We start from the raw sequence: 22,856 nt of genomic DNA on the forward strand, positions 1-22,856 counted from the left end.
AATGGCGGGCAAGTCGGGCCTCGGGCTGACCATCGGACGGGCGGGGCGGCTGGCCTATGCCGCAAGCTCGGGCCCCGCGGCCTGGCGGGGGATCGCGCTTTACGGCGCGATCCTGTCCCTCAACTTTCTCGGCGTCTGGATCTCGTTGAAGCAGATCACCTGGAGCCGCGATTTCTTTGACGCGCTCGAACAGGTCGACACCCCCGAGGTCCTGCGTCAGGTCGGCGTTTTCGTCGCGCTGACGGCGGCTTCGGCGGGGGCTTGGCTCATTGCCGATTACCTCAACAAAGGGCTGGTGATCCGTCTGCGCGAAAGATTGACGGGGCAGGCACTGGCGCTCTGGCTCGGCAATCGGGCCTATTGGATGCTGCGGCCGGGTTACGGCGTGACGCCGGTCGAGAACCCCGACCAGCGCATCGCCGAGGATTGCGCGCTTTTCGTCCGCCGCTTTCTGGAATTCACGCTCGAGCTGATCTCGCAGGCGGTGGCGATCGTCTCTTATGTCGCGCTTTTGTGGTCGCTGTCGGGCTTTGCGCTGCGCTTTGCCGCTTTCGGTTTAGAGATCGAGATCGCGCATTACATGTTCTGGCTGGCGCCGCTCTATGTCGCGCTGGCCAGCGTGATCACCCATCTGCTCGGCCGCCCGCTCAAGGGGCTTTACTTCGCGCGTGAACGGGTCGAGGGCGATTTCCGCCATGCTCTCGTGCGGTTGCGCGACAGCGCCGATCAGGTCGCCATGACCGGCGGCGAAGAGGCCGAAGAACGCCGCCTTGCCGCCCGTTTCGCAGCGATCCGCGACAACTGGCATCTGATCATGCGGCGCGAGCTGATCATGGGGCTGTTCAACCGGCCCTATTTCCAGACCGTGATGCGGGTGCCGACCTTTCTTGCCCTGCCGGCCTATCTGGCGGGCGCGCTCACTTTGGGCGGGATGATGCAGCTCGCCTCGGCCTTTACGCAGGTCACGACGACGCTGAGCTGGTTCATCTTCAACTACCGCGACCTCTCGGAATTCGTGGCGGTATGCGAGCGGCTGGACGGGCTGATGGCCGCAGCACGCGACCCGCGCCCCCTGCCGACCGCGCCACGGCTTTTGCGCCGCGAGATGTCGAACGACGGCAGCCTGCGGCTGGAAGGGGTGCGGCTGGCGACGCCCGACGGACGCTGGCTCGACAAGATCGCGGGCTATCAGGTCCGGCGCGGCGCGCGGCTGTGGCTCGCGGGGGCCTCGGGGCAGGGCAAAACCACGCTTTTGTCGGCAATCGCGGGCTACTGGCACTGGGGCGAGGGGCGCATCACCCTGCCCAAAGGCCGCATGGTCCTGCTGCCTGCGGGCGCGCCGGTTCTGGCCGATGCGATCCTTGCCGCCGCCTGCCACCCCGAGGATCCCGCCCGCCACGATCCGGCGCGGCTGCGCGCGGTTCTGACGCGGCTCGGGCTGGGGCACCGTCTCGACCCCGAGATGATCGAGACCTCGCTGACCGGCCTGTCGATGGGCGAGCGCCAGCGGCTGGGCCTTGCCCGCGCCGTCCTTCTGCGCCCGGATTGGCTGTTGATGGACGAGGCGACCTCGGCGCTCGATCCCGCAGCCGAGGGCGATCTTCTGGGCTGGCTCGCGGCCGAGCTGCCCGACACGACTTTCATCATGGTCGCCCACCGCCTGCCTGCGGGTATCGCGCTGGACGACACTTTGCATCTCGGCTCGCAGGGGCCGGAAAGGAAAACCGCATGACCGATACCATCACAGACCTGCCGCCGCGCGCCGTTCTAGCCGCCACACCGCTCGATACGTTGCGCCAACTGCCTGCGATCGGGCGGCTCATGGTCATCCTGCGCGCCCATGGCGTGACCCATGAGCGGATCGGTGCGGTCGAAGCGGTAAGCACCGATGGCGGCCGGATCACCTTGTCGGGCGATTGCCATGATGCGCGCATCGACCCCGACGCACTGGCGCGGGTCGAGATCGACCGCAGCTCGGTCATGAACGGCAAAAGCTTCCCCCGCCTCGAATTTCTGGACGGTGCGGGCGACGTCGTGCTCTCGGTCGTCGGCATGGGCGGGGCCGAGCCCTTCGAGGCCGCGCTGGCGGATCTCGGCCAAAGCACCATCCCCGCGCCCGAAAAGCCCGAGAGCGAAAAGCGCGCGGATCTGGCCGAGGATGATGCGGCGCTTGCCCCGTTCCAGACCTTGCAGGACAGGGGTGCCGAAGTGGTCATCGCCATGAGCCGCGCGGGGTTCGACCAGCAATGGCGCGGCGTGATCGAGGCGGTGAAACCCGCGATGGGCTTTCTCAACGTCATGACGGCGGATTTCCATCTCCACCTTGCGGGCGGCACGGTTTCGGGCTGGCGCGACGGGCAGGGCGAAAAGATCGCCTTGGGCGAGGGCGGGACACCCACCGGACTGCGCCTGATCTCGCAGGCCTTCGCATGAGCGCGCCCGTCTCGCCCTGGACCATGGTCGCGACCGGCGAACCCGTCGCCCATGCCGCGCTGATGAGCGATCTTGCCCGCGCCGATGTCGTGCTTCTGGGCGAGCGTCACGACCGCCCCGCGCATCACCGCTGGCAGATGCATGTCGCGGCGGGCCTTGCCGCGCATCGCGAGATCGTCATGGGATTCGAGATGTTTCCCGCCCGCCTTGATCCGGTTCTGGCCGAATGGGTGGCCGGCGATCTCTCCGAAGAGATGTTTCACGACCGCGTCGAATGGAAAACCGTTTGGGGCTTTCCGATCGACATCTACATGCCGATCTTCCGTTTCTGCCGCGAGACGGGCGTGGCGATGGTCGGCCTCAACTGCCGCCGCGATCTCGTGCGCGAGGTCGGCGCCGGCGGCTGGGAGGCCGTCCCCGAGGATGCGCGCGAAGGGCTGACACCGGCGCGGCCATCCTCGCCCGCTTACCGCCGCTTCATCTTCGAGCTGACGGGCGGCGGTGCGCCGAACCGCAAGACCACCTCGCCCGATGATCCCGCCTTCGACCGCTTCGTGCGCGCGCAAGAGGTCTGGGACCGCAGCTTCGCGACCCGCATCCATCAGGCGAGCCAGCGTGAGGGCCGTCCGTTGGTGCTGGGCGTGATCGGCATGGGCCATCTGCAATGGGGAGGCGGCGTCGGTTGGCAGCTCGCCGATTTCGGCAGCTACGATTCCCGTGCGCTGATCCCGCAAAGCGCCGATGATCCGGCGCTCGCGCAAGGCGCGGCGGATGCCGCCTTCCGCCTTCCCGATCCCGAGGCGCGCATCGAATCCACTCCGCGCGGCTGAACTCCGGCCTGCATCCGTTCCCCAACCCCTCCGCGCCATACCGCTGCCGATGCGGCGCGCGAGGGGAAGGCGGCCCCGCAGCTCCCCCTGCGGGGCCGCCCGAGCCGGTGGCTCAGGCGTTGTCGCGCTGCCAGATCCAGTCGTGATCTGGGTGGTTTTTATAACGCCATTTGCGGATCGGCCCCGCCATGACGTTCAGGTAATACATCTCGTAACCATAGGGCACGCCGCAGGGATGATGGCCTTTCGGCACCAAAACGACATCGCCATCGGAAACCGCCATGGTCTCGTCCAGACTGCCGTCCTCGGTGAACACCCGCTGGATGCCGTAGCCCTGCGCGGGGTTGAGGCGGTGGTAATAGGTCTCCTCGAGATAGGTCATGTTCGGGAAATCATCCTCGTCATGACGATGCGGCGGATAAGAGGACCAGTTCCCCGAGGGGGTGAAGACTTCGGTCACCAAAAGGCTGTCGGCGTAATCCTCGTTTTCCATCGCGATATTGTTGATGAAACGCGTATTCCCGCCAATGCCGCGCTGGGTCAACGTGATCCCTTCGGGGCCGATGCGGCGCGCCGGATGCCCGCCCTGCGAGGGGGCCGAACAGACTGCCAGAACGACCGGCCCCTCGGCCACCGCCTGCCAATCCGCACCGGGCGGAAGATACAGGCAATGGGGCGCGCTTTTCTCGAAAACCGAAAGCCGTTCGCCCATCACGCCCCAATCGCGGCCCGCGGCACGGATGTGGGCCTTGCCCTCGACCAAAACGAGGATCACCTCGCGCCCGCCGGTGGTTCCGCTTGCGTCCTCTCCCTCAGCCAACCGCCACAGATCGAAACCGACATAGCCCCAACCGGCATTCTCGGGGGTGATGTGATGGACAAGGCCCGAGGCCCCCAAGGGCTTGCGCAACAAAGTCATGACCATTCCTTCCCGCCGCACGAAGCCGGCGCTTTCTTCATCATGAGAATACCCGAACTCACGACAGACCCGCCGCGGCCGCCATCTCCTTGAGGGCGCGGGAACCCATGGTCTGGTAAAACAGCGGATTGCGCACCGCCGAATCCTGTTCGGCTTCGATCACCAGCCAGCCCTGATAGCCGGCCTTCGCGGCCTCGCGCAGGACGGGGGGAAAGTCGACAATGCCCTCGGGATCGCCCGGAACGGTGAAGACCCCGCGCCGCACCCCCTCGATGAACGAGAGGTTCCGGGCGAAAACCTCGGCCATCAGGGCGGGGCGGATGTTCTTGGCGTGGATGTGGCGCACGCGGGCCATGTGGTTGGCGGCCACCCGCGCCGGATCGCCGCCGCCGTACAGGCAATGACCGGTATCAAGCAGCAGGTTCACCGCCGGTCCGGTTTCGGCCATGAGGCGGTCGATCTCGGCCTCGGTCTGGATCACCGTGCCCATATGGTGGTGATAGCACAGATCGATCCCCTGCCGCGCGGCCTCTTCGGCCAAAGCGGTGAGGCCCGTCGCAAAGCGCGCCCATTCTGCTTCGGACATCACGGGCCGGTCGTTCAGCCCGATCCCGTCCGTGCCGTGAATGGTGTTCGAGGTCTCGGCCGCGATCAGCGTCTTTGAACCCGCCGCTTTCAGCATGTCGATAAAGACCTGCATCGCTGCGATCTCGGTCGCGACATCATTCACGAGCAGGTTGGTCGAGTGCCAGCCGCCGACGAATTTCAGCCCGTACTCGCCCAGCTTCGCCTTCAGCTCGCCGCCGTCATTGGGCATCTTATGGCCCTTTTCGATGCCGTCGAAGCCGATGGCGCGGCAGTCGGACAGGCAGTCGTCAAGGCTCAGATGGGCGCCGATGGTCTGGTCGTCGTCATTGGACCAGGCGATGGGGTTGGTTCCGAAAAGGATCATGATCTGCCTCAATTCACCAGCCGCTGACGGGCTGTTCGGGTTTCGTATTCCGCGCGGGCCGCGCGCAGTTTCTCGGTCGTGCCGACCTCGGGGACGGCAACATCCCACCATGCGCCGCCGATGCCGGTGCCGGTCACGGCCTCGGTGTCGATGACGATCACGCTGGGCGCGGGGCGGGTGCGGGCGGCGGCAATCGCGGCCTCGAGTTCGGCGATGGAGCCCGCTTTTTCGGCATGGGCCCCCATGGCGCGGGCATGGCCGACAAAGTCGATCTCGGGCTGGGTCGCGACATTCGAGCTGGCGTAAAGGTTGTTGAAGGCCTCGCCGCCGGTGCCCTGTTGCAGCCGGTTGATGCAGCCGTAGCCGCGGTTGTCGGTCAAAACGATGGTGAAGGGCAGGCCCAGCATCACGGCGGTCGCAAGCTCGCTATTGGCCATCATATAGCTGCCGTCACCGAGCATGCAGACCACATCCGCATCGGGGCGCGCCATTTTGATCCCCATGGCACCGGCGATTTCATAGCCCATGCAGCTATAGCCGTATTCCATGTGATAGCCGCCCGCATGGGCCCGCCACAGCGTATGGAGCGAGCCGGGCATGGTGCCGGCCGCGCACATTACCACGGTCGCGGGCAAGGCTTGCCGCTGGACCGCGCCGATCACCTGCGCATCCGAGGGCAGTCCGTCATGGTTCGGGGCCGCCAGAACCGCATCGGCGCGGGCATACCAATCCTCGCGCAGGGCCGCATCGGGTTCGGGGAAGACCTGATCGCCAAGCGCGGCCGCTATCCGCGCAATCGCGACGCGGGCATCCGAGACCAGCGGCATCGCGCCGTGTTTGGCCGCATCATAGCCGGTCACGTTGATCGAGATCAGCCGCCGTTCGGGGTTGGAAAAGCCCGACCACGAGGCGGTGGTGAAGTCCTGAAAGCGCGTGCCGATCCCGATCACCACATCGGCCCTTGCCGCGACCGCATTGGCCGCATCGGTGCCGGTCACGCCGATCGCGCCGAAGTTCAGCGGCTCGGCCCAATCGAGCGCGGATTTGCCCGCCTGCGTCTCGACCACGGGGATGCGGTGCTTTCTGGCGAAATCCAGAAGCGCGGTTTCGGCCCCCGAATAGATCACCCCGCCGCCCGCGACGATGACCGGCGCTTTGGCGGATTTGATCGCGGTGATGACCTCGGCGATCTCGAAGGCATCGGGGACGGGGCGGCGGATGCGCCAGATCTTCGGGGTGAAAAAGGCCTCGGGCCAATCGTACCCCTCGGCCTGCACGTCCTGGCAGAAGGCCAAAGTCACCGGCCCGCAATTGGCGGGATCGGTCATCACCTGCATGGCGCGGGGCAGGGCGGTCAGAAGTTGCTCGGGTCGGGTGATGCGGTCGAAGTAACGGCTGACGGGGCGGAAACAATCATTGGCCGAGACCGTGCCGTCGTCGAAGTCCTCGATCTGTTGCAGCACCGGATCGGGGCGGCGGTTGGCGAAGACATCGCCGGGGACCAGCAGGACCGGCAGGCGGTTCACATGCGCAAGCGCCGCCGCCGTCACCATATTCGTGGCCCCCGGTCCGATGGAGGAAGTCACGGCCATCGCCCGCTTGCGCTTGTGCGCCTTGGCATAGGCGATCGCGGCATGGGCCATGGTCTGCTCGTTTTGGCCACGCAGCGTCGGAAGATCCGCGCCGATCCCGTGCAAAGCCTCGCCCAGACCGGCAACATTGCCGTGCCCGAAGATCGCCCAGACGCCGTCGATGAAGCGCTCGCCTTCTTCGGTCATTTGCACCGAAAGCCAGCGCACCATGGCTTGGGCGGCGGTCAGGCGGATGGTGGTTGGTCGGGTCGCGTTCATGCCTGCGCCTCCTTGCGTGATTGATCCCACAGCGCGCACAGGCTGCGGTAGCGGTCGGCCATTGCTGTGACGGCGGCTTCGTCGCCGATTTCGCGGGCCATCCATGCTTTCGCGACATCCGCGAAGATGGTCCGGCCGACGGCAAAGCCGCGCACCAGCTCGTGGCGGGCCGCTTTGGCGAAGCTGGCGGCCAGCTCTGCCTCGGGGGCGTCGAGGCCCAGAACCAGAATGCCGCGCAGATAGGTGTCATGTTCGAGGATCGTCTTGACGGTCCGCTCCCAAGCCGCATCGGTTTTCAGCGGTTCGAGCTTCCACCAATCGGGATAGACGCCGATCTCGTACCAGCGCGCGATCAGGCGGGCGGTGGTCTCGTCATCGACCGGCGCGACCTTGGAGGGGATGATCTCGAGCAGAAACTCCAGATCATTGGCCCGCGCCGCCGCATAAAGCCGCGAGACGGTGGCCTCTTGATCGGCGCGCATGTCGGGGCTGTCGTCGGGATGGCAGAAGCACAGGACCTTGACGGTCTGGCCCGCGGGCCATTCGACCAGTCCTTCGTTCGAGGCACCCAGTTCCGGCTCCAGCCGCAGGGGTCGCGAGCCCGGCAGTTCGGCGGGACGCCCGACCCAAAGGCCGCTGCTGGATGCCGCATGAAGCGCGGGACGGCCCAGCCGGTCGTCGCAAAGGATGCCGTAGCCCTCGCGCCCGTCCTGCACCTGTCGCGTCGCTTCGAGGCACAGCGCCTTGAAGGCACCGATCCGCTCTTTGGTCGCGCCCGCCATGTCTTCGAACTGCATGCGGTGATCGAAGGCGAAGGCGCGCAGATCGCCGCGCAAGGGATGCAGGTTCGTCGCGCGGTGGATGCGGGCAAGCTCGCTGTCTTGGCGCAGGGCCTTTTGCCGGATGCCGCGCGCAAGGAAGAACTGCAGCTCCTCCCAGCTGGGATAGGCGGGGGTGCAGCCGTGGCGGCTGACCGCAAAGGCGCCGCAGGCATTGGCGTATTTGAGTGCGACCGGCCATTCCTCGCCGTCGAGCCAGCCTTTCAAAAGCCCCGACATGAAGCCGTCGCCCGCGCCCAGCACGTTGAAGACCTCGATCGGGAAGCCGGGGCCGGTCTGGCCGTCGGACCAATCCCCGACCGCGCCGGTGAAAGCCACGGCCCCCGCCGCACCGCGTTTGCACACCAGCACCGCCTTGGAGACCGCGCGGACATTGCGCAACGCCTGCAATGTGTCGGTGCTGCCGCCCGCGATGTGGAACTCCTCTTCGGTGCCGACGATCAGGTCGAACAGCGCCAGATGCGCCTGAAGCTTCGCGGTGACGGCGGCGCTTTCGATAAAGCGGTTCTCCCCGTCGCCATGGCCCGACAGCCCCCAAAGGTTGGGGCGGTAGTCGATATCCAGCGCGGTGCGCGCACCGTTTTCGCGGGCAAGGCGCAGCGCCTTGAGGACGGCGGCCTCGGTGCGCGGATGCGACAGATGGGTGCCGGTCGCCACAACCGCGCGGGCGCGGGCGATGAAATCGGGATCGATATCATCCTCGGAAAGCGCCATATCGGCGCAATTCTCGCGGTAGAAAATCAGCGGGAAGCTGTCCTCGTTGCGGATGCCCAGCAGCACAAGCGCGGTCAGACGCTCGGGGTCGGTCACCACGCCGCCGGTATCGACACCTTCGCGGGCGAGTTCTTCCAGCAGGAAGCGCCCCATATGCTCGTCGCCGACGCGGGTGATCAGCGCCGATTTCAGCCCCAGTCGCGCGGTGCCCGTCGCCATATTGGTGGGCGAGCCGCCGACATATTTGTTGAAGCTGCGCATGTCTTCGAGCCGTCCGCCGACCTGCGCGCCGTAAAGATCGACCGATGAGCGGCCGATGGTGATCAGATCAAGGGTCTTGGTCATCTTGTCCATTTCGCGTCAGGAGGCATCCCGCGCGAGAGCGCGCTGCACATAGCCCATGCTTGCGCGCAGGGCGGCCTCGATATTGGGGATGGCATGGGTCAGGGGCGAGAAGGGCTCGAAGCTGAAAGGCCCGTCATAGCCGTCGGCAAGAAGCGCGCGGATCTGGTCGATATTGCCCAGAATGTCGCGACCATCGAGAAGCTGGCGGTGCTCGTCCTCGATTTTGGCCAAGGGCAGGTCTGGGTCGATCACGCCCGAGATATGCACAAGGCCGGTGCGGTGGGGGTAGAGCACCGCTTCGTCCGAGAGGTGGTGGTGGAACGTGTCGTGGAGGAGGGCGAAGGCGCCGAAGCCGCCGGCCTCGGTGATGGCGGCAATCGCCTCGTCCTTGCGGCGCAAGGACGATCGCGGAAAGCCCAAGGGCTCGACCAGCCCCCTGATGCCCCGCGCGGCAAGGATCGGGCGCAGATTGTCGAGCGCCTCGACATTTTGCGAATGGCTGACGGCGCGGTCCTCGTTGAGGGGACACATCACCAAAGCGCCGATCCCCGCTTCGGCGGCATAATCGGCCAGGCGCGCGGCGCGCTCGCCCAGTTCGGGCGACCAGAGGTTGAACGGGTAGAGCGCGTTGATCGAGAGGATGGCGATGCCGCGATCCTCGGCCATGGCATGCAGGTCGCGCGCCGCGATTCTGCCCACCACATCGGGCAGATCGTTGCGGATCTCGACCTCGCGGATCCCGAGCCGCGTCGCCATGGCGAAGAACTCCGCCACGGGCATTGCGGGCGCGGTGATATGGTTGAGGGCAAAACGCATGGCGGCCTCAGCTGTAAAGCGCGGGGCGCTGGGGCAGTGAGATGCGCACCGGCACGCCTTCGGCCTCTTGCGCGGCGACGCAGGCATCGGCGGTGACGGCCGCGACATAGCCGTCCCACGAGGTCGGACCGGCGGCGGTACCCTGCGCTGCGGCTTTGAGGAAATCGGCCAGCTCGTAATCGTAGCTGTCGATGAAGCGGTCCTTCCAATCGGTCAGGATCGGATTGGACAGCGTGGCGTTCGAGCGGGTCTGGACCGACATCGGCTCGGGCAGTTTGGCGATGCCGTCCTCGCCCACGATCTCGCATTGGATGTCGTAGCCGTAATGGCAGTTCACGAAAACCTCGACGTCGATGACCACGCCTTTCGCGGTTTCCAGCACGACAATCTGCGGGTCACGCAGCTTTTCATGGGCACGCGGACTTTTGCGCGGGAAAAAAACCTGCGCCGAGACGTAATCGTCATCGAGTAGCCAGCGCAGAACGTCGATCTCGTGGATCAAGGTGTCGTGGATCGCCATGGGCGTGGTGTAATTCGCCCCGACGCGCTGGTTTCTGTGCGCGGCATGGACCATCAGGGGCGCGCCTGTCACGTCGCGGACCGCATTCTTTAGCGCCAGATAGCCCGGATCATAGCGGCGCATGAAGCCGACCTGCACCAGACGCCTGCCCGAGGCGACCTCGGCCTTGACGATGCGCTCGGCCCCTGCAGCCGTCGTGGCCAGCGGCTTTTCGCAAAAGCAGGGCTTGCCGGCGGCGATGGCGGCCAGAACATATTCCTCGTGGGTCTGGCCCCATGAGCAGACCAGAACCGCGTCGATTTCGGGGTCGTTGATCATCGCGATCGGGTCGTCGAAGATGCGCGCATCCGGCGCATATTGCGCGGCGCAGGCCTCGACATTGGGGCGGCTGACATCGCTGAGCGCGACCACCTTGCCGCCCGACAGCACCTGATTGATGCGGCGGGTGTGATCTTGGCCGATGGCGCCGGTGCCGATGACTCCGATCTTCAAACTCATGGTGTTCTTGCTCCGTAGGGGGCTTTGGCGGCCCTGAAAATATCTGGAATATCAGAAGAAAACGGCCTGCCCGCTGGTCGCGGACTGGGCCATGCCGTGAATGATGCGCTCGATGCCCAGACCGGCGGTGAAATCGGGCCAGGCGGGGGCCACGCCCGCGATGGCCTGACGCAGGACCTCGGCCTCGACGACCTTTTGCTCGTTGAAGCCGAAGTTGTGGCCCGGCGCGGGGCAGAAGGCGGCATAACCGGGCTGGGCGGGGCCGGTGAGGATGCGGCGGAAGCCGTCGGTTTCGGGCTTCGAGGGCTGATACAGCCACAGCTCGTTCATGTTTTCCTGATCGAAACGGATCGTGCCTTCGGTGCCCTGCACCTCCCATGCGAGGCGGCAGCGATAGCCGCGCGCGACGCGCGAACAGGAGAACTCGCCCGACGCACCCGAGACAAAGCGCACCAGCGCCTGCGCCTGGTCCTCGTTCTCGACCCGTGCGGTGGCGTTGCCGTGGGGGCGGTCGGCAATCGTGGTGTCCATCTGGGCGTAGACCCGCGCCACATCACCCATCAGCGCGACCATGACGGAGACAAGATGACAGCCCAGATCGCCAAGCGCGCCCAAACCGCCGCCTTCGCGGGTCAGGCGCCAGCTCCACGGGATGGTCGGATCGGCCATGTAATCTTCGTCATACATGCCGCGAAAATGGATCGGACGGCCGATCGCCCCCTGCCGGATCAGATCGGCTGCGGCGCGAAAAGCCGGCGAGCGGGTGTAGTTGTAGCCAAGCAAAGTGACCGTGCCCGCCGCCCGCGCCGTATGGGCCATGGATTGCGCATCCGCGACCGTCAACGCCATCGGCTTTTCCAGCCACACATGCTTGCCCGCATTGAGCGCCGCCTCGGCCATTTCACGGTGAAGCCCGTTCGGCGTGGTGATCGAGACGACATCGACAGCGGGATCAAGCACCGCCTCGCGCCAGTCGTCGGTGCCTCGGGCAAAGCCGAAAGCCTCGGCGCTGGTGCGGGCCTTTTCGGCGGGGGTATCGGCCAGCACGACAAGGCGCGGCGGCACTCCGCCAAAGGCGGTCGCGACATTGCGCCAAGCCATCGCATGGCATTTTCCCATGAAGCCGGTGCCGATCAATGCGACACCAAGGGCGGTTTTCTTCTCCGTCATGGACTGCCTGTTTGCTGGAGGTGGATCAGGGAAAAGGCGCGTCTCACGCCTTTTTGCTGCGCTTTTTCTGGCGGTAGACATCGGCCACGACGGCGGCGACGATGATCACGCCCTTGATCATTTCCTGATAATAGGCGTCGAGCCGCAGGAAGGTGAAACCCGAGATGATCACCCCGAAAATCACCATGCCCACCGCCGTCCCGAAGATCGTGCCGCGTCCGCCGGTCAGGGAAACGCCCCCGATCACCGCCATGGCGATCGCGTCGAGTTCGTACATCGTGCCCATGCCGGCCTGCGCCGTCAGCGCGCGCGAACAAACCACGATCCCCGCGAGCGCCGACAGGAAACCCGCCACCGCATAGATCTTGACCAGCTGCTTTTCGACATTGATCCCCGAGACCCGCGCCGCCTGCGGATTGGCCCCGATCGCATAGGTGAACTTGCCGTAGCGGGTGTATTTCAGCGCGACATGGAAGATCACGGCGACCGCGAGGAAGATGAAAACCGGATGCATCCCCTTGCCGATCCAAGCGAAGCTTTCGCTCGGGAAGGAAATCGGCTGGCCCTTGGTGTACCATTTGGCAAAGCCGCGGGCCGTCACCATCATGCCGAGCGTGGCGATGAAGGGCGGGATCTTGGTATAGGCGATCAGCGCCCCGTTCACCATTCCGGCCAGCAGGCCAAAGACCAGCCCCGCGACGACGGGGATGATCACCGGCAGGCCGGTCAGGTCGGGATAGACCGCGCGGTCAAAGCCCGAGGCCTGCGCGAGGCTCATGGAAATCATCGCCGTCGCCCCCACGATGGAGCCCGACGACAGGTCGATCCCGCCCGAGATGATGACCTGCGTCACCCCGATCGCGATGATCCCCACGACCGAGACCTGAAGGATCATGATCGACAGGCGCTGCCAGTTCATCAGGAAGCTTTGGCCCTGCGTGATCCAGCCCAGAATCTCGAACACCGCGCAGATCGCGACCAGCACGATCAGGATGTTCAGCTCCGCCATCATCGGGCGGCGTTTGGCCGGCATTGCGTTGACTGTTGCATCGGTCATTGGTGAAAGCCCTGCTTATTGTGCCGCCAGCGACATGATTTTGACCTGATCGGCCTCGGCGCGATCGAGAAAGCCCGAGATGCGGCCTTCGTGCATGACCATGATGCGGTCGCTCATGCCCAGAACCTCGGGCAATTCGGACGAGATCATGACGACCGCGACGCCTTGGGCGGCGAGATTGGTGATCAGGCGGTGGATTTCCGATTTCGCGCCGACATCGATGCCGCGCGTCGGCTCGTCGAGGATGAGGATGCGCGGATTGGTCAAAAGCCAGCGCGCGATCAGAAGTTTCTGCTGGTTGCCGCCGGAGAGGTTCTCGACCTTCTCCAGCAGGTCCGGCGTCTTGACCCGCAGCATCCGCGCCATTTCCTCGGCTTTCGCGGTGACGGCCTTCTGGTCGATGAAGCCGCCTTTGACATGGCCCTGCGTGATCAGTGCCGACTGGATGTTTTCCAGACAGTTGAGGATGAGGAAACAGCCGGTCTCCTTGCGGTCCTCGGTCAGGAAAGCCATGCCGTGGCGCATCGCATCCGAGGGGCTGGTGATCTGGACATTGCGCCCGTCGATCAGGATGTCGCCGATGGGTGCGGGATGGACGCCGAAAATCGCCTCGGCGACATTCGAGCGTTTCGAGCCGACCAGCCCCGCCACGCCGAGGATCTCGCCCGCGCGCACAGAAAAGCTGATGTCCTTGAAGACGCCCGGCAGGGTGAGGTTGCGCACCTCGAGCACCGTTTCCCCGATCGGGCATTCGACCTTGGGGAACATCTCGGTGATTTCGCGGCCGACCATCATGCGGATGATGTCGTCGCGGGTCACATCGCTCGAGGCATGGGTGCCGACATATTTCCCGTCGCGGAAGACGGTGAATTCATCCGCGATTTCAAACAGCTCGTTCATTTTATGGGTGATATAGACGATGCCGATGCCCTGCGCCCTCAGGTCGCGGATGATCGCGAAGAGATGGGCGACCTCGGTTTCCGTGATGGCGCTGGTCGGCTCGTCCATGATCAGCACGTCGGAGTTGTAGCTGACGGCCTTGGCGATCTCGACCATCTGCTTTTGCGCTACCGTCAGCTCGGAGACCTGCGCCTCGGGATCAAGCCTGATGTTGAGGCGCCCCAGAAGCTCGGCGGTCATCGCGCGCATTTTGGCGTGGTTGATCAGCCCGAAGGCATTGCGCGGTTCGCGGCGGATCCAGATGTTTTCGGCAATCGTCATCCAGTTCATCAGGTTCAGCTCCTGATGGATCATGGCGATGCCGGAATTGAGCGCATCGAGCGGCGTCTTCACATTGATCGGGCGGCCGGCAAAACGAACCTCGCCGCCATCGGGGACATAGACGCCCGCGATGATCTTCATCAGCGTGGATTTGCCCGCGCCGTTTTCGCCCATCAACGCATGGACGGAGCCGGGGCGGACCCGCAGCTGTACTCCGTCCAGCGCCTTAACACCGGGGAATTCCTTGATGATATTGTCGACCTCGAGGATGAATTCACCCTGATAGGGCGTTCTTTCCCGCGTGGTTTCCCGATGATCCAGCATGGTCCTCCCCCTCCTCGTTAACGCCCGCGAGGGGATGAGCCCCCGCGGGATTCCTGTGGCGAAAGCTCAGTTTTTCGCGGTGAAATCGCCGAGATTGTCCTTGGTCACGAGCTGGAACGGGATGTAGACCTTGCTGTCGACGCTCTCGCCCTTGGCGATCTTCAGCGCGGTATCCAGCGCGCCCGCGCCCTGACCCTTGGCGTCCTGAAAGACGGTCAGATCCATATCGCCCGACGCCAGCGCCGCCAGGCCGTCCTGCGTCGCATCGACCCCGCCGATCACGACCGTACCAAGATCCGTACCCGCCGATTTCAGCGCCTGAACGGCGCCGATCGCCATTTCGTCGTTGTTGGACGCGATCGCGTCGAATTTCGTGCCGGCCGACATCCAGTTGGTCACAAGATCGGTCGCTTGCGTGCGCTGCCAGTTGGCGGTCTGCTCTTCGGCGACGGTGATGAATTTGCAATCATCGGTCGCGATCACATCCTTGAAGCCCTGCGTGCGTTCGCGGGACGCCTGGTTCGAGAGTTCACCCAGCAGGATGACGGCAGTCGCCTCGGTCTTGCCTGCGGCTTTGAGCTGCTTGCAGATCTCCTCGCCCTGCATGCGGCCCGCATCATGTTCAAGCGAGCCGACGAAGGCCTGCTTTTCCGGCAGGGCATCGACATTGGCGGGCTGGCGGTTGACGTAGATCAGCGGGATGCCCGCATTCGAGGCCGCCGCGCTCAGCGCCGCGGTCGCATCGGTATCGACAGGGTTCACGATGATCGCATCAACGCCCGAGGCGATGAAGTTGTCGACCTGGTTTTGCTGCTTGCCGACGTCGCTTTGCGCATCCTCGATCTGGAGCGTGACGCCATCGAGCGTCTTGGCATGGTCCGACATGCCGTTGCGCAGGACGGTCAGAAAGTTGTCGTCGAAAGCGGCCATCGAGACGCCGATGTTCTCGGCCAGCGCAGGCCCCGAGACCGTGGCGATACAGGCGGCCGTCAGCAGGAATTTCTTCATGGTCATCCTCCCATTGCGGTGTCCGGCGCACCTTGGGTCATGCCGGACATCAGACAAGCCGCATCCCTTTGCCGCGGATCGGTATCCGGACAGCGACTCATGTGATGATTGGAATGGTCGCCGCTTCTCCCGTGGCGGTGATCCGAGGACAGCATTCGGTCAGAATGCGCTTGGGTCAATCTTTTTGATGAGGATATGCCATCAATAATGATGGAATAACGCATCACAAATGATGGTATTCTTTCATTCAGGGTGCGGCTGGCCGCTTACAGGCTTTCGGGTGTTACGATGATCGGGGTGACGAACCTTTGGCCGGGGTTCTCGGCCATACCGTGGTCGAGGACATGGGCGGCGGCGCTGAGAACCTCTTGCGCGAGCGGTTGCAGCGGCGTCGACAGCACGGTCGAGACCGTCCCGCGCAGCAGACCTTGCCGCGATTCCGGCGTCAGCTCGTGAACCAGCAGCGCCAGATCGCGCGAGCGGCCGGTTTCGTCGATTGCGGCAATCGCGCCCTCCATCCCGCCGCCCGCACAATAGATCCCGACCAGATCGGGGTGGCGGTGGATCAGCTCGAGCGTGGTTTCGTAGGTGAGCTGGCGGGTTTCGAGGTTGAGCAGCGTATCGAGCACTTCCAGCCCCGAGGTGTATTCGCGCAGATAGCTGCGGAAACCCGCCTCTCGCAGGTCGTGACCGTGAAAGCGGTGCCCGCCGATAAAGACCGCAAGCTTGCCGCTGCGGCGGGTCAGATGATGCATCAACCAGCCGGAAGTTCTGCCTGTTTTCAAGTTGTTGGTGCCAAGATAGGCCTCGCGCAGGCCGGGCGCGAAATCCGACAGGAGCGAGAAGACCGGAATGCCGCGCCCGCGCAAAAGGCCGACGGCGGCGGTGACTTCATGGTGGTCGATGCCGGTTGCGGCGACCGCCTGAACCTTGCCGGCAAAGCTCGCGATCGTCTCGGCGAAATCGGAGGGTGACTGGCCTGGCGAAAAGCGGATGGTCAGCCGCCAGCGCCGGTTCGGATCCTGCCGCGCGGCCTCTTCGATGCTTTGGGCGAACTCCTGATAAAAGGCGTGCCGCTCCTTTTGCAGGACGATCCCGAGATGGATCTCGGGACGGTCCGCCATGACACGGGCGCGGATCGCGGTGGCGGCGTGATAGCCGATCGCCTCTGCCGCATTCGAGACCTTGCGCGCGGTTTCCTCGCGCACCTTGGCGCGGCCGTTGAGGACGCGGTCGACGGTGGCGACGCTGACCCCTGCTGCTGCGGCAACGTCTTCGATGGTGGGGCGGCCTGCCATGTTAACCTCATCTTGCCGAATATGACGGTGATGTGTTCCGTCATTCATTGCAAGAAATATATCAAATGAGGCTTCGTCTGCTTTCCGGTGACGCGAAAACCGCGTCGGCACCACTTTGACGGCAGGATCCGGATGGCGGTTCCTTCGACGTGGTGCCAGTGTCGCGACGGAGGGACCGCGAAAACGCGGTCGCGAAATATCGCATTGGTGCGGGCGGAAACTGGGATGTCGACGAGAATGACCATTGCGGGGGATAAAACCGGCGCGAAACCGGCGGATGCGGGACAGGCGGGCGCGCCCCCTGCCGCAAACCGGCCGATGACGGGGAAAGAATGGCTCATGTTGTCGGCGCTCGCCGTGCTTTGGGGATGTTCGTTCCTTTTCAATGCGCTTGCCGTGCGCGACATGCCCGTTCTGAGCGTGGTTTTCATCCGTGTCGCTTTGGCGGCTGTCGTCCTGATCGCGGTTCTGCGCCTTGCGCGCGAGCATTTGCCGCGCGATCCGGCGATTTGGCGCGCGCTTTTCGTGATGGGCTTCGCCAATAGCGCGCTGCCTTTCTCGCTGATTGTCTGGGGGCAGACCCATGTGGCGGCGGGGGTGGCCTCGATCCTCAATGCGACGACGCCGTTGTTTACCGTCCTGTTTGCCCATGTCCTCACGACGGATGAAAAACTCGATCGCGGCCGCGTCATGGGGGTGATCCTGGGCTTCATGGGGGTCGCCGTCATGATCGGAGGCGATGCCTTGCGCGCGATCGGCACCGGATTGGGCGCGCAGATGCTGTTTTTGGCGGCGGCGTCTTCTTATGCGTTCTCGGGGATCTACGGGCGGCGCTTCCGCAAGCTCGGGGTGAGCCCGATGGCGACGGCGACCGGCCAATTGATCGCCGCGAGCGTCCTGCTGTTGCCGCTGGTCCTGATCGTTGATCGTCCCTGGAGCGGGACGATGCCGGGTTTGCCCGCAATCGGGGCGATGATCGGCTTGGCGGTTTTCTCGACGGCGTTGGCCTATGTGCTTTATTTCCGCATTCTGGCGACGGCCGGCGCGACCAATCTGGCACTGGTGACCTTTCTGATTCCGATCTGCGCGATCTTGCTGGGGATCGTGGTTTTGGGCGAGCATCTGGCCCTTCGTCACGTTGTCGGTATGGTCCTGATCGGCGGCGGTTTGGCCGCGATCGACGGCCGGTTGTGGCGTAGACTGGCCGGGCGCGGGCAGGGTTGAGGCTTCTCTTGCATGGCTCGCGAACCTGTCGCGCTTGGCAGGGGTATTTTTGTGATGAAGAAAGGCGCGGGCATTTGCTTGCTCTCTCGTTGTTTTCGGAGGCGCTGCCGTGTTACGGGGCGGCGGTTCTGGGGAGGTAGGCGTGATCCTTTGCGAATTCGGTCCGGAAGGGCGCGAGGTTGAGTTCCGCGACGCTTTGGAGCTGGTCGTGGCGCATAGCCTCGACGCGGTTATCCCCGCGTTGGAGCGGCTCGAGGCCGCGCGGCAATCGGGCAAATGGATCGCGGGCTGGATGGGCTATGAAGCCGGATCGGCTTTCGAGCCGGTTCTTGCGGCAATGGACCCGCGGACGGCAGAAGGCCCTTTGCTGATTTTCGGGATCTATGACGGGCCGCAGAATCCCGCCGATTGCGGCGCCGCGGCGGGCGAGGTCCGGCTTGCGCCTTTGGTGCCGCAGGTCACCCGTGAGGATTACCGCGCGGCCTTCGCGCTGACGCAGGACTATATCCTTGCGGGCGATATTTATCAGATCAACCTGACGTTCCCGCTGGAAAGCCGCTTGCTCGAGGGAAATCCTCTCGGGCTTTATCATGCCTTGCGGGCGCGTCAGCCGGTGGGCTTTGGGGCTTTTGCCGATTTGGGTATCGGGCCGGTCGTCGTGTCGCGCTCGCCCGAATTGTTCCTGACGCTTGATGCGTCGGGAGGGATCGAGACGCGGCCGATGAAGGGGACCGCGCCGCGCGACAGCGATCCGGCGCGTGATGCGGCACTTGCCGCCGCGCTGGCGGGATCCGAAAAGGACCGTGCCGAGAATCTCATGATCGTCGATCTTCTGCGCAATGATATCGCGCGGATTTCCGAGGTGGGATCGGTCCGCGTGCCCGAGCTTTTCGCGGTCGAGAGCTTTGCCACCGTGCATCAGATGAGCTCGCGCGTGGTGGGGCGGCTTGCCGCGCCTGCCGATCTGACCGGTGTCATGCGCGCGCTTTTCCCCTGCGGCTCGATCACCGGCGCGCCGAAGATCCGCGCGATGGAGATCATTCGCGAGCTCGAACCCCATTCGCGCGGCGTCTATTGCGGTACGCTCGGCTGGATGGCGCCGGACGGCTCGGCGGCGTTTTCGGTGACGATCCGGACGCTTTCTGTCTGGCCGGACGGTCGGGTGGTTCTGAATGTCGGCGGGGGCGTCGTGCAGGATTCGACTGCTGACGGTGAATGGGAGGAGGCTCTATGGAAAGCGCGTTACGCGGAGGTTTTGGCGGACCCGGCATGATCCCCGAGGGCTTGCGGCTGATCGAGACGGCGCTTTGGGACGGGACGGCATGTCCGCGCATCGAGGGTCATTTGGCACGTTTGGCAGCGGGGGCCGCAGCTCTGGGTTGGGATTGTGATCCGGCGCGGGTGCGGGATGCTTTGACCGGTCCGGCGGGCGCACCCTCGCGGTTGCGGCTGACCCTTGCGGCGGATGGCGCGGTCGAGGTGACGCGGGCCGATCTTCCACCCGCGCTGCCGCTTTGGCGGCTGGGTCCGGCGGCGCAGGTTCTTTCATCCGCCGATCCCTGGCTGCGGATCAAATCGACCGCGCGCGCGCATTATGATGCGGCGCGTGCCGGAATGGCTGCGGATTTCGACGAGCTGGTCTTTCGCAACGAGCGCGACGAGGTTTGTGACGGCACCATCACAACGCTGTTCTTTGACCGTGGCGAGGGGATGCGGACGCCGCCGCTCGCGTCAGGGCTTTTGCCCGGCGTTTTGCGCGCCGAGCTTCTGGGGCAGGGGGTGTGCCGCGAGGAGGTTCTTTCGGTCGGCGACCTTCCTCGCGTCCGTTTGTGGATCGGCAATGCTCTGCGCGGCCTGATGCCTGCCGAGTGGCGCGGTTAGTCAGGCCGCGTTTTCGAGCAGCAGGCTGCGGGTTGCCTCGGCAAGGCGTCGAATGCCTTCGGCCAGTTTCTCGGGCGGGTTCAGCGTGAAGTTCAGCCGGATGGCGTTGTGGTTTCGCCCTTCGGGATCGAAAACGCTGCTCGGGCTGATGCAGACTCCGTGATCGAGGCCCGTCCTGAGCAGCCGGTCGGTATCAAGGGCGGGATCCTTGGCCGTGGCCCAGACGAACATGCCGCCGACCGGCACCTCCCAGTCGAAAAGATCGCCCAGATGATCGGACATTGCCCGACAAAGCGCGTCGCGCCGCGCGCGGTAGAGCGCGAGGGTCGCGGGCCGGATGCGCTCGGTCAGGCCCGATGACAGGGCGTCGAGCACGATGCGCTGGCAGAGGCCGCTGGTGCAAAGATCGCCGCCCTGCTTGGCGGTCGTCATTGCCGTGATCACTTCGGGCGCGGCGATGACCCATCCCAGGCGCAGCCCCGGCGCAAGCTCTTTCGAGACCGTGCCGAGATAGATGACCGGCCCGCGATAGGGGCCGGGATGGGCCTTGGCATAAAGGCCGATCATCGAGGGCAGGGGCGTGCCGTCGTAATGCAGCATACCGTAGGGGTCGTCCTCGACCAGCCAGCAGCCGGTGGCTTCGGCGGCTGCAATCAGGGTCTTGCGCATCGCGGTTCCGACGAGCTTTCCGGTCGGATTCGAGAAGTTCGGCACCGTATAGGCGAAACGCGCGCCGTCCATCGCGCGGTGCGGATCGCAATCGGCGGCGGCCAGATCCATTGCGTGATAGCGCGGATGGCTGGGGCGCCATGCGTCCAGCGCTCCGAGATAGGCCGGCGATTGCGCGGCGATCGTGCTGCCGGCCTCGAGGAAAAGCTTGCCCAGAAGTTCGAGCGCCTGCATGCCGCCGGTGGTGATCAGTACATTCTCGCGCGAAAGCTGCAGCTCGGGCGTGGCAAAACGCGCCGCGATCTGGTCGCGCAGCGCGGGCAGGCCGTCGATCGGGCTGTAGCCCAAAGCCTCCGCAGGATGCTCGCGCACCGCGTTTTCGGCCAGAGCGGCCAGTTCGGCCACGGGCCAGGTCGCGGGATCGGGCAGGCCGCCTGCAAGGTTGATCAGGCCGGGGATCTGGCTCGCCCCCAGAAAGACCTGTGTGACGTCGTTGGTTTGGGAGAGCCAGTTGGCGAAGGGGGCGCGGGACATCGGGGCCTCAGATTGATTGGAGCAGGCCGCCGTCGACGGCAATGGCCTGGCCGGTAATATAGGATGCGCGTTCCGAAGCCAGAAAAGCCGCGAGCGCAGCGAATTCGGCGGGATCACCTAGCCGGCCCGCGGGGATCTTGGGCCCCATGCTGGCGTCGTCGACCCCGAGCTCGGCCATACGGTCGGTATTCGTATAGCCGGGCAGCAGCGCGTTTACCGTGATCCCGTTGCCGGCTACCTCGCGCGCGAGCGTATTGACCAGCCCCAAAAGACCGGCCCGCAAGCTGTTCGAGATCAGCAGACCCGGCTGGGGCTCTTTGGCGGCGACCGAGGTTACGGCAAGGATGCGGCCCCATCCTTGCGCCTTCATCGCGGGCAGGGCGGTCTGGATGCTGTCGACCGCGCTGAGCCAGAGGCCCTGAAAACCCGCGCGCCACTTTTCTTCGCTTGTCTCCATGAAGCTGCCGGTGGGCGGCCCGCCGGTATTGGTGACGAGAATGTCGGGCATCCGGCCCAGCCGTTCGCCCGCAGCCATGACCAGATCGCGACCCGCACCCGGCAACGAGAGATCGCCCGCAATCCCGATACAGCCGAGTTCGGCGGCCGTTTGCGCAACCCGCGCGGCATCACGCGCGATGACGACGACCTGCGCACCCTCGGCCACCAGCTCGGCTGCGACCGCGCGCCCCAAACCCCGCGTGCCGCCAAAGACCAGCGCGGTTCTTTCTCCAAGACCCAGATCCATGAGTTACACCTTCGGATCGGGGGCAGCGGTTTCGTCGCGCCCTTCCTGCAAGATCATGCGGCCTTTTGACGAGGCACGACGAAACGCCGAGGCGCTTTGATAATCGGCATCCCCATGCCAGGCGAGCGCCGTCGCCCGATCGGGAAATTCGAGGATCACCATCCGCTCTGTAAACTCCGGCCCTCCTTCAACCGTCAGCACCTCGTCGCCGCGCGTCAAAAAGCGCCCCTGATAACGCGCGACCGTCTCGGGCGTCAGGGCAGTATAGCGGCGATAGGTTTCCGGATCGTGAATGGACATGGTGCAGATGAAATAGGCGGGCATGGTTCCTCGGAATCTGTCCAGAAGTGTTTCGCGCAAAGGATAAGCTGCCTCTGGGCGCTGTGTCCCTGCAAAGACTTGCGCGAAACGGGCGCTCTGTGCAGGATTTTGCCATGATCGCCATCCTTGGTAGGGAAAAGCTGCATGATCGCGCTTGATGACATCGACCACCGCATTCTGGCGGCGCTGCAGGAGGACGGTCGTCTGCCGATCCTCAATCTCGCGGAACGGATCGGGCTTTCGCCGACTCCTTGCGGACGGCGGGTCAAACGGCTCGAGGAGGCGGGGGTGATTCAGGGCTATACCGCGCGGATCGACCCCGCGGCTCTGGGGCAAAACATCAATGTCATGATCACGGTCCGTCTGGCGCGCCACGGCACGCGCGGGACGGAGCAGTTTCTCTCGGCTATCGCGAAACGCCCCGAGATTACGGAATGCCTGCTGGTGACCGGCAGCGTCGACTACATCCTGCGGGTGTGGGTGCGCGATATCGATGCCTTGGGCAGTTTCATCCGCGACGTGCTGCAGTCGATCCCTTCGGTGGCGGAAACCTCGACCATGGTGATCCTCGCGCAGGGGACCGCGCTGCCCTCGTCCTGATTCTCTGCTTTGAGAATCGTTTTGGCATGATTCTGGTGCGATTCTCTTTGTTTTGGGCGGACTTATGGGGCTTATTGGGGGTGATTGG

21 protein-coding genes are annotated in these 22,856 nt (G+C 64.8%); 7 read left to right on the plus strand and 14 right to left on the minus strand.

The window, feature by feature from the left end; all coding sequences use genetic code 11:
- The first annotated feature begins 1 nt into the window (after position 1).
- From ACFFUC_RS15135 to ACFFUC_RS15145, 3 genes are read left to right on the plus strand one after another with little or no spacing between them, the layout of a single operon-like run.
- Positions 2–1,732 (plus strand): ABC transporter ATP-binding protein/permease, encoded by a 1,731-nt coding sequence (locus ACFFUC_RS15135; protein WP_377687649.1) that lies wholly within the window; start codon positions 2–4, stop codon positions 1,730–1,732.
- Positions 1,729–2,433, plus strand: coding sequence for a hypothetical protein (locus ACFFUC_RS15140; RefSeq protein ID WP_377687650.1), 705 nt, complete (start codon positions 1,729–1,731; stop codon positions 2,431–2,433). The genes ACFFUC_RS15135 and ACFFUC_RS15140 overlap by 4 nt, the downstream gene beginning before the upstream one ends.
- A complete protein-coding gene (locus ACFFUC_RS15145) occupies positions 2,430–3,263 on the plus strand; it encodes a ChaN family lipoprotein (RefSeq protein ID WP_377687651.1) in 834 nt (277 codons plus the stop codon). The genes ACFFUC_RS15140 and ACFFUC_RS15145 overlap by 4 nt, the downstream gene beginning before the upstream one ends.
- Before the next feature lie 112 nt (positions 3,264–3,375).
- Here the strand turns inward: ACFFUC_RS15145 and iolB are convergent, their stop codons facing one another.
- From iolB to ACFFUC_RS15200, 11 genes are all read right to left on the minus strand, one after another.
- A complete protein-coding gene (gene iolB, locus ACFFUC_RS15150; protein WP_377687653.1) occupies positions 3,376–4,182 on the minus strand; it encodes a 5-deoxy-glucuronate isomerase in 807 nt (268 codons plus the stop codon).
- Between the two features lie 58 nt (positions 4,183–4,240).
- Complete coding sequence (iolE, locus tag ACFFUC_RS15155) at positions 4,241–5,134, minus strand: myo-inosose-2 dehydratase (RefSeq protein WP_377687655.1); 894 nt, start codon at positions 5,132–5,134, stop codon at positions 4,241–4,243.
- Between the two features lie 8 nt (positions 5,135–5,142).
- Positions 5,143–6,984, minus strand: a complete 1,842-nt coding sequence (gene iolD, locus ACFFUC_RS15160; RefSeq protein WP_377687657.1) for a 3D-(3,5/4)-trihydroxycyclohexane-1,2-dione acylhydrolase (decyclizing) — start codon at positions 6,982–6,984, stop codon at positions 5,143–5,145.
- Positions 6,981–8,882 (minus strand): bifunctional 5-dehydro-2-deoxygluconokinase/5-dehydro-2-deoxyphosphogluconate aldolase, encoded by a 1,902-nt coding sequence (locus ACFFUC_RS15165; RefSeq protein ID WP_377687659.1) that lies wholly within the window; start codon positions 8,880–8,882, stop codon positions 6,981–6,983. The genes iolD and ACFFUC_RS15165 overlap by 4 nt, the downstream gene beginning before the upstream one ends.
- Before the next feature lie 15 nt (positions 8,883–8,897).
- Positions 8,898–9,698, minus strand: a complete 801-nt coding sequence (locus ACFFUC_RS15170; protein WP_377687661.1) for a TIM barrel protein — start codon at positions 9,696–9,698, stop codon at positions 8,898–8,900.
- 7 nt (positions 9,699–9,705) lie between these two features.
- The gene (locus ACFFUC_RS15175) at positions 9,706–10,716 is read right to left on the minus strand and encodes a Gfo/Idh/MocA family protein (RefSeq protein WP_377687663.1); all 1,011 of its coding nucleotides are present in this window, start codon (positions 10,714–10,716) and stop codon (positions 9,706–9,708) included.
- A 51-nt stretch (positions 10,717–10,767) separates the two neighbouring features.
- Positions 10,768–11,886, minus strand: coding sequence for a Gfo/Idh/MocA family protein (locus ACFFUC_RS15180; RefSeq protein WP_377687665.1), 1,119 nt, complete (start codon positions 11,884–11,886; stop codon positions 10,768–10,770).
- A gap of 43 nt (positions 11,887–11,929) precedes the next feature.
- Complete coding sequence (locus tag ACFFUC_RS15185; protein WP_377687667.1) at positions 11,930–12,943, minus strand: ABC transporter permease; 1,014 nt, start codon at positions 12,941–12,943, stop codon at positions 11,930–11,932.
- Between the two features lie 15 nt (positions 12,944–12,958).
- Entirely contained in the window at positions 12,959–14,488 is a 1,530-nt protein-coding gene (locus ACFFUC_RS15190) for a sugar ABC transporter ATP-binding protein (RefSeq protein WP_377687669.1), read from the minus strand.
- A gap of 66 nt (positions 14,489–14,554) precedes the next feature.
- Positions 14,555–15,496: a sugar ABC transporter substrate-binding protein gene (locus ACFFUC_RS15195; RefSeq protein ID WP_377687671.1), complete on the minus strand. Its 942-nt coding sequence runs from the start codon at positions 15,494–15,496 to the stop codon at positions 14,555–14,557.
- Positions 15,497–15,762: 266 nt separating this feature from the next.
- Positions 15,763–16,794, minus strand: a complete 1,032-nt coding sequence (locus tag ACFFUC_RS15200) for a LacI family DNA-binding transcriptional regulator (RefSeq protein WP_377687674.1) — start codon at positions 16,792–16,794, stop codon at positions 15,763–15,765.
- 225 nt (positions 16,795–17,019) lie between these two features.
- Here ACFFUC_RS15200 and ACFFUC_RS15205 point away from each other — a divergent pair, with 225 nt between their 5' ends.
- The 3 genes from ACFFUC_RS15205 to ACFFUC_RS15215 all read left to right on the plus strand — a co-directional run bounded on the left by ACFFUC_RS15205 (position 17,020) and on the right by ACFFUC_RS15215 (position 19,899).
- A complete protein-coding gene (locus ACFFUC_RS15205; protein ID WP_377687676.1) occupies positions 17,020–18,018 on the plus strand; it encodes a DMT family transporter in 999 nt (332 codons plus the stop codon).
- A 142-nt stretch (positions 18,019–18,160) separates the two neighbouring features.
- The gene (locus ACFFUC_RS15210; protein ID WP_377687678.1) at positions 18,161–19,291 is read left to right on the plus strand and encodes an aminodeoxychorismate synthase component I; all 1,131 of its coding nucleotides are present in this window, start codon (positions 18,161–18,163) and stop codon (positions 19,289–19,291) included.
- The gene (locus ACFFUC_RS15215; RefSeq protein ID WP_377687679.1) at positions 19,288–19,899 is read left to right on the plus strand and encodes an aminotransferase class IV; all 612 of its coding nucleotides are present in this window, start codon (positions 19,288–19,290) and stop codon (positions 19,897–19,899) included. Before ACFFUC_RS15210 ends, ACFFUC_RS15215 begins: the two co-directional genes overlap by 4 nt.
- Here ACFFUC_RS15215 and ACFFUC_RS15220 read toward each other — a convergent pair whose 3' ends face one another.
- From ACFFUC_RS15220 to ACFFUC_RS15230, 3 genes are read right to left on the minus strand one after another with little or no spacing between them, the layout of a single operon-like run.
- Positions 19,900–21,102 (minus strand): aminotransferase-like domain-containing protein, encoded by a 1,203-nt coding sequence (locus ACFFUC_RS15220; protein WP_377687680.1) that lies wholly within the window; start codon positions 21,100–21,102, stop codon positions 19,900–19,902.
- A gap of 7 nt (positions 21,103–21,109) precedes the next feature.
- Positions 21,110–21,847 carry an SDR family oxidoreductase gene (locus tag ACFFUC_RS15225; protein ID WP_377687681.1) on the minus strand — a complete coding sequence of 246 codons (738 nt, stop codon included), beginning with the start codon at positions 21,845–21,847 and terminating at the stop codon, positions 21,110–21,112.
- A 3-nt stretch (positions 21,848–21,850) separates the two neighbouring features.
- A complete protein-coding gene (locus ACFFUC_RS15230; protein ID WP_377687682.1) occupies positions 21,851–22,171 on the minus strand; it encodes a DUF1330 domain-containing protein in 321 nt (106 codons plus the stop codon).
- 141 nt (positions 22,172–22,312) lie between these two features.
- On the opposite strand from ACFFUC_RS15230, the gene ACFFUC_RS15235 reads away from it, so the two are divergent.
- Positions 22,313–22,768, plus strand: coding sequence for an Lrp/AsnC family transcriptional regulator (locus ACFFUC_RS15235; protein WP_377687683.1), 456 nt, complete (start codon positions 22,313–22,315; stop codon positions 22,766–22,768).
- Positions 22,769–22,856: the final 88 nt, after the last annotated feature.

Origin of the sequence: Paracoccus cavernae, assembly GCF_042430175.1 — a bacterium.
GTDB lineage: Bacteria > Pseudomonadota > Alphaproteobacteria > Rhodobacterales > Rhodobacteraceae > Paracoccus > Paracoccus cavernae.